The sequence below is a fragment of the Pseudomonas sp. 8O genome, from assembly GCF_902506495.1.
GTDB classification, from domain to species: domain Bacteria; phylum Pseudomonadota; class Gammaproteobacteria; order Pseudomonadales; family Pseudomonadaceae; genus Aquipseudomonas; species Aquipseudomonas chaetocerotis.
Genome location: NZ_LR733264.1, coordinates 1,095,751 through 1,109,167 on the forward strand (window position 1 = coordinate 1,095,751; position 13,417 = coordinate 1,109,167).

General features: G+C 57.5%; 10 protein-coding genes. 3 read left to right on the forward strand and 7 right to left on the reverse strand.

Features of this window, described 5'->3' with window-relative positions:
* Positions 1 to 56: 56 nt before the first annotated feature.
* A complete protein-coding gene (locus GV002_RS07785; protein ID WP_160017781.1) occupies positions 57 to 3,296 on the forward strand; it encodes a hybrid sensor histidine kinase/response regulator in 3,240 nt (1,079 codons plus the stop codon).
* Between the two features lie 84 nt (positions 3,297 to 3,380).
* Positions 3,381 to 4,031: a response regulator gene (locus GV002_RS07790; RefSeq protein ID WP_160017782.1), complete on the forward strand. Its 651-nt coding sequence runs from the start codon at positions 3,381 to 3,383 to the stop codon at positions 4,029 to 4,031.
* Positions 4,032 to 4,328: 297 nt separating this feature from the next.
* Here the strand turns inward: GV002_RS07790 and GV002_RS07795 are convergent, their stop codons facing one another.
* From GV002_RS07795 to GV002_RS07825, 7 genes are all read right to left on the reverse strand, one after another.
* Positions 4,329 to 5,501 (reverse strand): hypothetical protein, encoded by a 1,173-nt coding sequence (locus GV002_RS07795; RefSeq protein ID WP_160017783.1) that lies wholly within the window; start codon positions 5,499 to 5,501, stop codon positions 4,329 to 4,331.
* A complete protein-coding gene (locus tag GV002_RS07800) occupies positions 5,498 to 8,140 on the reverse strand; it encodes a fimbria/pilus outer membrane usher protein (RefSeq protein ID WP_160017784.1) in 2,643 nt (880 codons plus the stop codon). Before GV002_RS07800 ends, GV002_RS07795 begins: the two co-directional genes overlap by 4 nt.
* Before the next feature lie 171 nt (positions 8,141 to 8,311).
* The gene (locus GV002_RS07805; RefSeq protein ID WP_160017785.1) at positions 8,312 to 9,094 is read right to left on the reverse strand and encodes a molecular chaperone; all 783 of its coding nucleotides are present in this window, start codon (positions 9,092 to 9,094) and stop codon (positions 8,312 to 8,314) included.
* On the reverse strand, positions 9,091 to 9,810 hold the full coding sequence (locus GV002_RS07810) for a molecular chaperone (RefSeq protein WP_160017786.1): 720 nt from the start codon (positions 9,808 to 9,810) through the stop codon (positions 9,091 to 9,093). Before GV002_RS07810 ends, GV002_RS07805 begins: the two co-directional genes overlap by 4 nt.
* Before the next feature lie 26 nt (positions 9,811 to 9,836).
* On the reverse strand, positions 9,837 to 10,394 hold the full coding sequence (locus GV002_RS07815) for a fimbrial protein (protein ID WP_160017787.1): 558 nt from the start codon (positions 10,392 to 10,394) through the stop codon (positions 9,837 to 9,839).
* A complete protein-coding gene (locus GV002_RS07820) occupies positions 10,369 to 11,091 on the reverse strand; it encodes a molecular chaperone (protein ID WP_218580339.1) in 723 nt (240 codons plus the stop codon). The genes GV002_RS07815 and GV002_RS07820 overlap by 26 nt, the downstream gene beginning before the upstream one ends.
* A 398-nt stretch (positions 11,092 to 11,489) precedes the next feature.
* Complete coding sequence (locus GV002_RS07825; protein WP_160017788.1) at positions 11,490 to 12,032, reverse strand: fimbrial protein; 543 nt, start codon at positions 12,030 to 12,032, stop codon at positions 11,490 to 11,492.
* 806 nt (positions 12,033 to 12,838) lie between these two features.
* Between GV002_RS07825 and GV002_RS07830 the strand changes: the two genes are divergently transcribed.
* Positions 12,839 to 13,381, forward strand: coding sequence for a fimbrial protein (locus tag GV002_RS07830; RefSeq protein WP_160017789.1), 543 nt, complete (start codon positions 12,839 to 12,841; stop codon positions 13,379 to 13,381).
* Positions 13,382 to 13,417: the final 36 nt, after the last annotated feature.

The following is a 13,417-nucleotide window of genomic DNA, read 5'->3' on the forward strand; positions in this document are numbered from 1 at the left end:
AGTAAGGGTACTGATAGCCCGACGCTGTCATTTGCTCATCCCAGTCCGGTACCCCTATGCAGTCTCATGACAACGGCTTGATTCGTAAACTGGCCAATAGCTCGTTGCGTCTGAATGCCATGCTTTTGGGCGTGGTGGCGCTGACTTTACTGCTGGTGGGGGTCTCTTACTGGGCGTTGAGTCGTGTCGTGGAACAGGAGCGCGACAAGTTCTACTTTCACTTCGGAAGGCTGGTGGGCGACATTCGTGAGCATGAGGCCTTTCTCCTGCGCATCGCTCAGCAGAGTAACGACAGCGCACAGGCGCCCAGTCGTGAAGTGATTACGGTGCAATCGAAACTGATCGACCGTGGTCCTGAGAGGGAGGTTTACGAAGGGCGTGAATTCTCCTTCGCCATGCCGTTCACCCTGGTCCGGCCAGCCATACCCATGTCTGCGGCTACTCAGGAAACTTTCTCCTTCGGGGTCAAACTCGCCAATTTCTACAGCAGCTTCTGGAGCATGTCGGCCTATCCATCCCCGCAGATTTTTCTGCTCGATGTGGAGGGGACGACGAGCATCGCGGTGCCCTCGCTGGGTACGTTGGCCGATGGTACGAGCCTCACCCCTCAGACCTACTGGCCTTTCATGGCGCGCATCAGAGCCTTGCTCACCACTTCACCTGAGCAGCAGCTAGACCGGCCTGTGCAATGGGTTTCGTTCGATCACAATGCCGATCAGTCTGGGCATGAATTGATGGGCTACATCAGCACAGATCTGCCAGCTGGGCTCCTGAGGCAGGGGAAGCCGAACATCAAGCCGGTCGCGGTTACGCTGCTCGACATCCAACTGATAAACGATTTCGAACGAATTCTCGACCGCCCTCTGTACGATCAGCTTGAACTGATCGCACCCGATGGCACGGTGCTGACCAATGCCATTGACGAGGTTGGCGGCTATCATGACGGTCTCAACCTGTTCGGTAACGGTATCGTGTTCAAGGTTGGCGGCGATGGCTACGATGGTTGGAGTGGTTTATATCTCCTGAGCTATCAGAGCTTCTTTCGCTACGTCAAATGGCAGCTGCTAGGCGTTGTCGGGCTGATTCTCGGGAGTTTGGCCGGTGGTTGGGTCGCGATTCGCTGGTATGCCATGCGAGTAGTGGCGCCGGCCCGTCTGGCGCACCAGAAAATAGTGGAAAGTGACGAGTTCAGTCGCGCCGTTATTCAGACTGCTCCCGTGGCGCTATGCGTGTTGCGTCCCGAAACGCGCGAGGTGGTCATGCAAAACCACTTGGCCGATGCCTGGCTGGGCAGCGCTGAAGCCATCAGCCAACTCAGTCGTGACTGGTCCTTGGATGAAGGGGACAAGTGTCTCGGTGGGGAATCAGTGCTGGATCTTTCCGGGCGCATCCTGCACGCGAGCTTCACCCAGGCGCCTTACCGAGGCGAAAGCGCCGTGCTCTGCGCTTTCAATGACATCACAGCGCACAAGCAGGCGCAGCAGATCCTGGCTGAAGCCAAGCTCTCGGCGGATGCCGCCAGCGAGGCCAAGTCGGTATTTCTGGCGACCATGAGCCACGAGATTCGTACCCCTCTGTACGGCGTGCTGGGTACGCTCGAACTCCTGGGCCTTACGGAGTTGTCGCCGCAGCAGCGCGATTATCTGGACACCGTGCAGCGCTCTTCTGCGGTGCTGCTGCAACTGATCAGCGACATCCTCGACGTTTCGAAGATCGAAGCGGGTCAGATGGCCATCGAAGATGTCGAGCTCAATCCGTTGGAGTTGGCTGAGGAAGTCGTTTCCGGGTATGCCGCGCTGGCGCATTCCAAGCAATTGAAGCTCTACGCCTGCATCGACAGCGACGTACCCGGTACGGTGCGCGGCGATGCGGTGCGCATTCGGCAGATTCTCAACAACCTGGTGAGCAATGCCCTGAAATTCACTGATGTAGGGCGTGTGGTCCTGCGCCTGAAGTTCGTGCCCGACGAGGCACCCGGCAGCGGTACTTTGCAGTGGCAAGTTACCGACACCGGCATCGGGGTTTCACAGGAACAGCAACTGCGGCTGTTCGAGCCTTTCTACCAGGCGCATGGCCAGGAGCACACTGTCAGTGGGACTGGTCTGGGTCTTTCGATCTGCTGGCGATTAAGCGAGTTGATGGGTGGAAGCCTGCGAGTGGTCAGCGAAATCGGATTGGGCAGCAGCTTTACCTTTTCCCTGCCGCTCCCGGTGGTAACGCGGAGTCAGCCGTTGCGTGAGCGCTTCACGCTGGCTGCAACCGATATCTATATACGTTCGCCGGTCAAGGAGCTGGCGCAGAACCTGCAGAACTGGATCGAGCGTTGGGGGGGCACTGCACTGCTACTCGATACCTCGTCTGGGCATGTGCCAGCCGATGGCGTACTACTCGATCTGTTGAGCGGCGATGAGTTCGATCCTCAATGGCGCTGTTCACGCGTGAGTGCCCTGCCAGAGTCGGGTGTGCAGCCTCAGATCAGTGCGCAAGGCTGGACTGTCAGTCTCTATAGACTGGCTGGAATAGCCCAGGCACTGCAACTGGCGCAGCAAGGGGAGTCGGGTGGCAAAGCTCCGGCTCTCGACCAGGAGCGCCTGGGTAAACTGGGGTTGCGTGTACTGGTTGCAGAGGACAACCCAATCAATCAGGTGCTGCTACGCGAACAACTCGAGGAATTGGGGTGTCAGGTCACGCTCGCCGGTAATGGTCGCGATGCCATGCAAAGCTGGCGTCCGGGCCTTTTCGATGTACTGATCACGGACGTCAACATGCCGCTGATGAATGGCTATGAGCTGGCGCAGGGACTGCGTCGGGTCGATTCGAACATTCCCATCATCGGTGTTACGGCAAACGCACTCAAGGAAGAAGGTGAGCGGTGCATCGCGGTCGGCATGAATGCCTGGCTGGTCAAACCCATCAACCTCCGCACGCTCTACGACAACTTGCTGAAGGCCTGCGCCGGCATCGTCATCCAGCCATTGCTGCTGGAACAGTTGGAGCCACACAAAGAGGAGGGTGATGTCATTCAAGTCTCGGAGAAAATGCGCGACTTGTTTGTGCGTACCATGCGCGAGGATATTCAGGAAGTCTGGCAAGCCCTGCAGTGCAACGATATGTCAACTGCGCGCCAGCAGGTCCATCGGCTGCGTGGCGCGTTGGCGGTTGTCCAGGCCCATGCGCTCAGTGACGCGTGTGGTGAAGTAGAGGACGCGTTGGTTGAGCAATCCGGTTCGGAGCTTCACGCGGCGGTAGGTGCACTGATGAACCGCGTCGAGTCGGCGTTGGAACGACTCTGCTAGTCTTTCTGGCATCACTGCGAAGTAGAACGGCTGCACCCTTGACGAGGTGTGGATTGAGTTTGAAGGGTGGTATTCAAAAAGCGTATGGATAAAGTCAGAGTAGTATTGGCAGATGATCACCCCATCGTACTGATGGGTGTGCGCGAGGTCGTAGAGGCCGAAGACAGTGTCGTCGTGGTCGGGGAGGCAAAGAACTCCACCGAACTGGTCGAGCTTTACCAACACCAGGCGCCCGACATCGCGATTGCCGACTTCAATATGCCAGGCGACCAAGTATACGGCGACGGCATCAAGTTGGTGGAGTACCTGCTTCGCAGTTATTCCAATACACGTATCATTATTTTCACGATGCTGTCCAACCCGCTGATCCTGTCCAGCCTCTACGACTTGGGCGTGTCCGGTGTGGTGCTGAAAAACGGCGACCGCAAGGAAATTCTGGTGGCGCTCAGATCCATCATGCGCGGGAAGGTGTACCGGGGTGCCCACATGCAATCGGGCAACACGGTGCTAGCCAGCAGGGATGATACGTTGGGTCGGGTGGCGTCGTTGTCGGTCAAGGAATACGAAGTGCTGCGCCACTTCGTATCCGGTATGAGTGTCGGGGATATTGCCCAGATGCTAAACCGCAGTGTCAAGACGGTCAGCGCGCAAAAGATCTCCGCGATGCGCAAGCTGGAAGTCGATACTGACCAGGCGCTGTTGCTCTTTTGTCTCAAGGCCAATCTCTTTAACTGAGGTACCTGTACCTACACGCATTTCACGGTCTTTGATTAGCGCCTCTCATGCGTGAAACATAAGCCTGGTCCAGATAACGCGCGGAGACTTCGTTCGTGGTTTGCGAGCGATTGCTGGTGACTGCTGGCATTGCTTTGTTTATTGCCATACAGCGCACACGGCACAGCCGCTTGACTCAGTGGCTGTGCACGTAGTGTATGAGCAAGAGGGACTACCCTTCGCGCAGAGCAGGCTGCTGGCTACGCGTGCGGATGTCGCCCGTGCACATCCGCGCCGCCTCTGCTCTGGGAGTAGCCTTCAATTGAAGGTCACCATCATTTCTGCCGAGGCGTTGACCTCTCCCGTCGTCAGTTGGCTTCCGCCTGAACACAATCGCCAGATGAATTGAGGCGCGAAGGTTTTCAACAGTTCGGTATTGCTCAGATGGCCGATGCGTGTGCGTGACAGATCGAATTTCAGCCCAGTACCGGCGCCACAGGTGCCCGGGCCGCTCGCGCCACTTACTTCCCCGGTGATATAGGCCGCAGCCGGGGTTGAGCCCGAAGTTCCTTGGTTGACGCCCAGCCAGGCCGGATTGCCTTCGTACAGCCCGGAGGTGGCTCTGAACTGGAGATTGACATCGACCGAGATCGCGCCATCGGCTTCCTGATTGCAATTCACGCCGGCCTGCATGCTCTTGCGACTGAGTTCGCTGTGCGCGATGAGATTCTTGCCCACCTGGCCGAAATTAATGATTGCAGGAGCACTGACCGTGCACTCGATGGTAGAAATTCTCAGATCGAGACCGCCGGATAATATCTGCTGGTTTATCCGGCTAGAGGAAGACGAGGCATGACTGACAGCCCACATCGGAGGCAGGGCAATACTGCTTGCTGCCTGTTGTGTACCGTCAGCAACCATTACCCAACTGCCCGTCAGCGTCACGCTGATGGGCTCACCAGACCTGTAAAAGTTGGAGCAGATACCGCTTATCACACAGGGCGTCAGTGCCCATGCTCTTGCGGAAGGTTCTCCTAGTCCCAACTGAAAACCATAACCGTTGATGTAGCTGCCACTTGTTGTGGGTAACCCTATGGAGCCGCTGAAAGGCGTTGGTGACGAGGTTCCGACAAGAGGGAATGTGCCATTGACCTGCGTGCGCGGCACCAACCCTACACCTGTGGGCTGGCCATTACGCAGAATCGGGAATGCCCGGAAGCCACCGATATTCATCAGTGCCGAGCTGGCAATGATGCTGCTGGCTGATGAGTCCACGATACCCGCTAGAGGAGCACTTTCAGATGCCCCCCCATTATTGCCGGTATGCTGCAGCGTCGCGCTGAATGGCAGTCCTTCCCAGATGATTCCGCTGCCCTTGCCGATGGTGATGGTTTCAGCCAGCAGGGTGGTGGGTGCCAGCAGTAACGTCAGTAGCCATGCAGGAGCGGGTGCTCGCAAGGCGGTTGCCTTACGGATCGACTGAATCTTCATGACAAGCTCACTTCTTGTATGGGAGGCAGTTGCGAAAGCAGGTCCTCGTCATCGATGCGATAACAGGTTGCCGACTGGCTGCGAATCGGACCGTTCTGATCTTCCGGGCGCTGCTCGCTGAAATCGAAATGCGCTTCGCATTGCTGGTCGTCTGCTGCACCCCATCGGGCGCGCAGGGTACCGCTCTCAGGCAAACCATTCATGTAGACCTGCCCGGCGTCACCGACGATACCCATTTCGGCCTCGCCAGTATTTGAGGGTACCACCACTACGCTGGTGCCGAAGGGCAGGGGCTGACCTTGATGCGTCAGGGTGAGCAATGCTTGCAGGCCGATGCGCGTGGCAAAGTTGGCCAGAACCACGGCGCCTTTGGTCGGGTACACATTCACGGTCGATTGGGTCATGTCGACATCGTCCGGCAACGTCGAAGGATTGAGACTGATTGCATTGCTCTGGTAATTCGACAGATAGGGCACCACGGCATAGCCACGGCTGTCTGTTATCACCCCGCCATTCATGACGCTGGTGCCAGCGGCACCAGGGGCGCTGACCACTGCGATCGAATCTCCGGTCGATTGACTCATGGTCATGCCTTGCGGATGCACGACGACAGCGCCATTGCCGTTGAGATTGAGAGAACGGTAGGTATCGCTGTAGCTGTAGCCCAGGTTGGCAGCACCGTTACTGCCCTGATAACCCAGGTTCAGGTTACTGCTGCTGGTTGTTTCGTTCTGGTTGGAGCGGTTGTGACTGACGTTCCATGACAGGCGCCCCTTCTCATCGCTACCGCTCAGACCTACTTGCTGCTGCACCTCGCCATCGTTGCGATGGCTGACCTGATAAGTGGCGCGGCTGTTTCTGAGGCTGGCTTTACCGCTGAACAGATCCAGTGGCGCCTGAAGGGTCAGCGTTATCTGACGGGTTTCCGGCCACGAATTATCACGCTTCTGAACCCGGCTGACGCTGTATGCAAGGTCGTAGTTGATGCCGTGGAGGCTGGTGCTGTAACCCGCGGCGATATTGGTGTTGACTTCGTCGTTGCCCCAGTAGTCATAACGCGAGTGCGACACGTACAAGGAACCCCAGGTATTCAACTGTTGGTTGATGCGTGCCTGAAAACTTGAACGCTGTCTTGCCAGGGTCCAGGGCAGTTGGCCTGGTGTCAGCTCATAACCCTCGTTGTTGAAGTCGGCAAAACTGTAGTAGTCGCGGGTTGAATAGCGGTAGGCCGCCAGATCAATCGAAGTGCCGGTCGTGATGACGTTCTTGGCGTAACGCACTCGATAGGAGTTGCCTGTCCTGAGCCCTTCGTGGTTATCGAGCCTGGCACGCGCAGCCGTGACATCGGCCGATAGAGCGCCCAGAGAGCCCATTGACAAACCGATGCCAGCCGCCGCCGACAGATAATCCTCGGCCAGCAGCGTCCCGCCATAAAGTGTGAAGTTATGCGGCAGACCGTAGATCAACGTACCCAGCACGAAGGGCGCTTCACGAGACTGCAGGGTCAGGCCGCCGTCGTAACGACCAGCGGTGATTTCGAATCGCGAGATGTAGGGGCGCAACATGACCGGTAAAGAGGAACTGGCGATGGTCTGAGTACGCACGCTGCCGTCGGCTTCGGTAATCGTGAGAAGCAAGTCGCCCCCGAGCCCGGTTTGATGCAGATCATTGATGCGGAAGGCTCCGGGGGCGACATAGGTTTGATAGATCACGTTGCCGTTCTGCGTGATGGTTACACGTGCGTTGGTATTGGCGATTCCGCTGATCATGGGCGCGAAGCCCCGCTGATTGATCGGCAGCATCTGATCGTTCGAGTTGAGCTTCACGCCCTTGAACGGAATGCTGTCGAATACATCGTTACCCGTACTGGTTTCGCCAATGGACAACTCCGCCTGCCATGGCTGTATGTCGGTTTGCAGGTAGGTATTGGAAAAATCGCTGGTATGCATTTGCAAGCCGGGTTGGCCGCTGCTGTGTCCTTTGTTGTAGGTGTAGATGTATTGGCTGCGCAGACGCCAGTTTTCCCAGTTGGCGCCGCTGCGCAGGCTCAGAAACAGATTGTCATGCGTACTGTCAGGGCTTCCATTGCCCAGGCTCTGCCAGTTTCGCCCACCACTGAGCGAATAGTTCAGCACCAGGGCCGGTACACCCTGATCCCAGAGCGATGGGTCGCTGTAACCTGCCACGCTAGGTTTCAGAGCAATTTGCGGGATGCTCAAGTCCAGCCGAAGCTGCTGAAAGTCCAGGCTGAAGAAGGCATCCGGGATCACGGAGGCAAGGTCACTCAGCGGTTCATCCCTGGGCAGTGTTCTGAGGGTCGGCAGGGCGGATGTGTTGACGCCCAGCTCATCGAGCAGGGCGGGTGTAAGCATCGGGACGGCCTTGCCCAGCGCATCGGGTTTGAAGTCCAGCGCGTAGTCACCTTTGGCAATCTGGTTCACATAGAGGGTGACGAGATAGTTGCCCGCCGGGATGTGGCCGGAGTTTTCGAATGCGCTCAGGTCGGTCGTGACGCTTTGCCCGTCGATTGAAAGCAGGCGCGGGTCAAAGTATTCCTTGCCCCATGCCGGAATGATGGCGCATACCACCAATGCTGAGAGCGCCCGCGCCATGATCGTTCCACTATGGCTATTCTTCATGTCGATATGTCCGTAACTGCATAGGAGCTGTTGCCGTTTCATCGTGAGTCGCATTGCCGCGAGAGAAGGCTTTCGGTCAGGCGGTGGGGCGCAGGTCATGTGCGCAGCAACGACAGCGCTGAGTCATTTCCAGCGTGACCGCGAACGAAGCGACAACAGATCCAGTGATCCTTAAAGGGCTTGTTGGCTTTCCGGCGTTTCCCAGTTGCCTTCGTCAATCAACCGCCACTTCACGCTGGCGTCGCGTTCCGCTGCTGATGGGATGGCGTAGTGCTGCTCTGCCATGGGCGGAACCATGAGCCGCAAATCAGCAGTTCCATAGGTGAAGTGACCCAGGCTCAGGGAGGCGAATGTCAGCCAGTACGGGGTTGGATTGATCGCTATGAGCTGGTTGCCTTCCCGGCGAAATCTGAGTTGCCGCGACGCATTGGTAATGGCTTCTTCAGCCAGACCCGCGGGGCGATAGAAGAGCTTCAGATTGGTGACGACCGTCATCACCACGCGATCCGCGTCCGGCGTTGGGGGCTGTGCCGGCAGGGCGCGCAATGACACGAAGAATATCGATTCCCGATCCTGCGGCAGTGCTTGCCCGGTGTAACGGATGCGCAATACGTGCTCGCTGTGGGCCTCCAGGCGAGAGAGGGGAGGGGTTACGATAAAGGGCATTTTGGGCTTCCCTGCCCATGTCAGATCCACACTGCCTGTTTCGGGGGAAACCGGCCTGACCCAGGATTGCACCAGGTAGGCGCCGTCACTCGTATTGTGGATCTTGAGCGAAACGCCTTTGCTGGCATGGGCCGGATAAACGATGCGCAGTTGTGAAAAAGACAGGCCCGTATGGGGCTGCTGCACTGGCGGGGCAGTACTGCTGTCGACAGATGCGGCCTGCACTGGCGAAGTCGCCATTGCAGTGGTCAGCAGGAGACCGAGTGCGAATGTCAGGACGCCTTTCATGGCTGTTTCCATTGAACGTTGGCGATGCACGGTGACGACAGGCCGCCGTGATCGGTAATGGCCTGCCATTGCACCTGGCCGGTTGACGTTGAAGTGGGAAAATCGGCGCTGGCATAAGGCGCGAGCATGGGCTCCCGGGCGGCAAGATCGAGTGCCTTGCCGGCGAAGTTCAGGGTTCCCAGGGTGATGTAGTAGGGCGTTGGGTTATGAGCGTGCAGCGTCTGCTTCGTGTGTTGGAACTGCAGCCGGCAGATCGCATCTGCGTGCGAGGGCGTCAGGCCGGCGGGGCGGTAGAACAGCTTGGTCATGAAGCGGATACCCAGCGACAGCTTCGTATTCTTCCGGTCATTGAATGTTTCTGCGGTTTGCGCAGGAACCGCGGTGATCGCCAGGTAGAAAACCGCTTCTCTGTCCTCGGGAAGTTCTGCTCCCTGATACAGCACCCGCAGCAGTTGCTGGCTCTTGCCAGGCAACAGCAGCAGTGGTGGGGTGACCATGAACGGCGCTGCGCTAGGGTCGTCGATACCTTTCTGCACGCGGCTTTGCACCAGATAGCGCGCTGAGCCTGTGTTCTTGATCGACAGGCTTTGAGCGTGCTCAGTGGCGGGGAAGATGAGTCGGGTTTGCCCCAGGCTTATGCCGCCAGCAGGGGAGGCCAAGAGGCAGGGTGAGAGCGTCAACAACAGCCAGCCTGCCAGGGGGCGTTCGAAGTGCATGCTGAATGCTCCTGATCGTCCTGGCGTCATTGATAAATGAAGTCAAACAGGACAGTGGCAGACACTTGCCCGGGCTGAATGGGCGTGCAGGCGTTGCCGCAGCTCAGTCCGGCATAGAACGTCAGTGTTCGTCCCAGTGGAAGCGTGCCGATCGGGCCCAGATTCAGAGCGCTGCCGTTCTGAAGCGCCGGGTTGGCGTAAGCCGGTACGCTATCGGTGTGGTACAGCACGACACCCACGCCGGCGGTAGCGGCATCGCTTGCACTATTGCGAAACAGCCACTGACCCTTGCTGACACCTTCGCCCGTGACTCTGATTTTTGGCGCCAGACCGAACTGCTGGGGGTTGCCGGTGCAGCTATCGACGGTCAGTGAAAAGGGCTTGGCCAGGAGCAGGCGATTGGGCATCAGGTCACTGACCGTGACAGCGCCCAACGCAAGAGTGTCCGTACTCAGGCTGATTGCGCAGCTGGCTTCGACCAGGGTCGCGGAAAACCTCAATTGGGTGGGCCCTGCAAACGCGCATGTGCTAACCAGCAGTACCAGCGCGCCGATGATCTCAATGCAGTTCAGTGCGATGCGCATCAAAACCACCGTAGTCATTGATCGTTGTCCAGCGCACTTCACCGTAAGGCTTCTGCACGGCCCATACATGGCTGGAGTAAGGTGCCAACATGCGTTGTTCGGGCGTGGAGAGCGGCAGACTTTCGCCATTGACCGTCACATTGTTGAGACTGACGAAGAATGCAGAGGGGTTGCTGACTTTCAGCTCATGTTCGCGGCGCTCGAAATGCAGATTCTTCTGCGCCTCTGTCGATGAGCCAGGTAATCCTGTGGGCCGATAAAACAATTTGATGATGTTGCCCACGCCGAACTGCACCATGCCCTTGATCCCAGATGCTGCTACGAGCTCGCCGGGTTTTTCGCTGGCCGGGATGGCGGTGGTGTAAAAGTAAAAGACCGATTCGCGGTCGGTCGGTAGCGGCTGATTGAGAAATGCGATACGCACCTGGTTGGTGCTCTTCGCCTCCAGTCGAAACAGTGGCGGCGTGACCATGAATGGCGCCTTTACCGGCTTGTCCTGCTCCAGGCTGACAAGTGCCCGAACCAGCCAGGGTTTATCGACCTGTGTGTTGCGCAAGGTGGCCGAAATGCTTTGCTCGCCCTGTTTATAAATCAGACGGGTTGCATTGATGCCAAAACCATCGGCTCGCGCTGACGTCGGGGCAGACAGCGATAGCAGCGTCGTCATGATCAACGGGAATATGGCAAAAACCTTCATGCGTGTTTTACATCCCTTGCAAGTAAAAGCAAAAAGCATCCAACGGCAGACATTTCCGGCCATTACAGGTGTGTCGGATACCGGAAGGGTGCCAGCCGATTCGGGGCTGGCTCGCGTGTCCTGCATGTACCCGGGCGCTTTCCATGCCTGCGGCGCCATGGATGAAGCGACATGATGTCTTGGCGTGCGGCAAGCGAACGCTGCGTGCCGGATGCACATCCGTTTTGCTGCCAGGGCGCGACGCCCGGCAGACCATTTGGCTTGCAGTACAGGCACCTCGCGTAGAGAGGTGAGCAGGCCTCAGCTCGACAGCGTGGTCATCCTCTAGAGTCACAGGCTGCAGGATTCATGCGGGGTGGTTAGAACCCGCGCATGAACCTGCCCGATCAGCTTTCGGCTCAGTTGTAAGCGAAAGAGAACAGGATCGGAGCGTTCACCGTACCGGTTTGCGCGGTTGCCGAAGAGGAAGCCAGGCCCGCCTGCAGGGCGACCTCCTGACCATTGAAGTCGCTCAGGTCTGGCGGTGTGCCTGCCGTGGTATTCAGAATGCTGTCACCGGTCGATATAAAGGCGGCTGGGGAAGCGACCGGTGCGATCATCACGCCTACGTTGGAGTTGCTACCGCCGCTACCCTGGAAAATGTCACCGAACCCCGCAAGGGTCTGGCCACTTACCAGCAGGCTGGCCTGCTCGCCAGTCATTGGGGTACCAGCACAATTGCTCAGGCCGACCGTGAACTGCTTGATACTGCCCGCGACAGGCGTGGAGGCAGCCGTGAAGTCGCCTGGAGCCCAGTTGCCCAGGTCGAGCGCGGTTTTGGACAGGCTGACATCACAGGTGACCTTCACCACATTACCGGTAATGGTGATCTCCGCGTTGCTGGCTGCCTGGGCAGAGCCCGCCGCGGCGAGAAGAGCCAAAGCAATGAATGATTTACGCATAACGATTTCCTTTCGGTTGTGGAATGGCTGCGACATTCGGATATTCGTACCGCGTCGACTGTTCATCAGCGGCGGCGACAAATATCAGCAGCGCGTTCCCGTTGTGGTTTAAAAACGCATCGCCAACGGCTGCCGAGCTATCGGCAGTATTTCGGGCGCGTCTGCAATGGGTGACACAGGGCTGTGATTGTCGTGAAGCACCAGCCAGTGCAGCTCCACCACTTTCACGTCGCGACCACTCAGGCGGGAATAAGAAAATTCTTATTCCATAGGAATTTTCTTATTTATCCATGAGGTGCCTCACGGGCGTCTATCGCGTTCATTTCCCATTTACCGCACAAGCCAGGGGGAGGGGCTGCAAAAGAAGCGGCAGGTCCTTGGGCGTGATCCTGGATTACCACTGACTTCAGTAGTTGCCGATCTTTGTGTGCGATAAAACGCTAAGGAAACTCTGAAGAAGCCGTCATTCCCGCGTAGGCGGGAATCCAGGCCCCGCGAACTTTCTGGGCTCCCGCCTTCGCGTGAGTGGCGATAAGTGGCTTTTTCAGAATATTCCTAAAGTTGGTCCGGGCGGCGTACGTCAACGGGGCAGGAAAATATATACAAAGTTTCCTTGAGAATTTTCTTAATACAAAGGTCGCCCTGCACAGGTCTAAGATTTTTCTTAAAAGAGCAGGACTGTGCGCCATTCAGAATCTTCTTAAATACGTATCGTACTTTTCCCATAATAATTCGCACACCAACTCCTGACGCATTGCGGTTTCTGGAGTCTGGATCTAGTGATTAATCCATAGGAATACATACGCATGAAACTGAATCGCATTGCACTCGCTACCCTGATGGCTATTGGTGTTGCTACCGCTGCTAACGCTGCTGACCAGGGTTCGGGCAAGGTAACCTTCGTTGGTTCGATCATCGACGCTCCTTGCTCCATCGCGCCTGAGTCGCTGGATCAGACCGTTTCCCTGGGTGCTGTTTCCAACGCTGCGCTGGCTAACGGTGGCGCTAACGATGGCGAATCCACCCCGGTTTCCTTCAACATCGAGCTGCAGGGTTGCTCCCTGGGTGTTGCTGGTCAGGAGAAAGTCTCTGTCTCCTTCAATGGTGCTGAGTCGGGCTACGCTGCTGGTGTTGGCAGCCTGGGTCTGATTGGTACTGCCAGCGGCGCCTACATTCGTCTGTCGCAGGTTGATGGTCAGAACATCACTCTCAACACTGCTACTCCTCCGCGCACCATCAGCGTTGGTGACAATACCCTGACCTTCCAGGCTTCCCTGAAGGGCGCTGGTGAACCTATCGTTCCGGGTAGCTTCCAGGTTCCGGCCAACTTCGTTCTGTCCTACCAGTAAGTCGCTCGCTGTCTTCCTGACGGCGACGAACAACCT

What these genes read in the sequence shown, in the direction of transcription:
- GV002_RS07785 (WP_160017781.1), top strand. Translation starts at nt 57, where the DNA reads ATGCAGTCTCATGACAACGGCTTGATTCGTAAACTGGCCAATAGCTCG.
- GV002_RS07790 (WP_160017782.1), top strand. Translation starts at nt 3,381, where the DNA reads ATGGATAAAGTCAGAGTAGTATTGGCAGATGATCACCCCATCGTACTG.
- GV002_RS07795 (WP_160017783.1), bottom strand. Translation starts at nt 5,501, where the DNA reads ATGAAGATTCAGTCGATCCGTAAGGCAACCGCCTTGCGAGCACCCGCT.
- GV002_RS07800 (WP_160017784.1), bottom strand. Translation starts at nt 8,140, where the DNA reads ATGAAGAATAGCCATAGTGGAACGATCATGGCGCGGGCGCTCTCAGCA.
- GV002_RS07805 (WP_160017785.1), bottom strand. Translation starts at nt 9,094, where the DNA reads ATGAAAGGCGTCCTGACATTCGCACTCGGTCTCCTGCTGACCACTGCA.
- GV002_RS07810 (WP_160017786.1), bottom strand. Translation starts at nt 9,810, where the DNA reads ATGCACTTCGAACGCCCCCTGGCAGGCTGGCTGTTGTTGACGCTCTCA.
- GV002_RS07815 (WP_160017787.1), bottom strand. Translation starts at nt 10,394, where the DNA reads ATGCGCATCGCACTGAACTGCATTGAGATCATCGGCGCGCTGGTACTG.
- GV002_RS07820 (WP_218580339.1), bottom strand. Translation starts at nt 11,091, where the DNA reads ATGAAGGTTTTTGCCATATTCCCGTTGATCATGACGACGCTGCTATCG.
- GV002_RS07825 (WP_160017788.1), bottom strand. Translation starts at nt 12,032, where the DNA reads ATGCGTAAATCATTCATTGCTTTGGCTCTTCTCGCCGCGGCGGGCTCT.
- GV002_RS07830 (WP_160017789.1), top strand. Translation starts at nt 12,839, where the DNA reads ATGAAACTGAATCGCATTGCACTCGCTACCCTGATGGCTATTGGTGTT.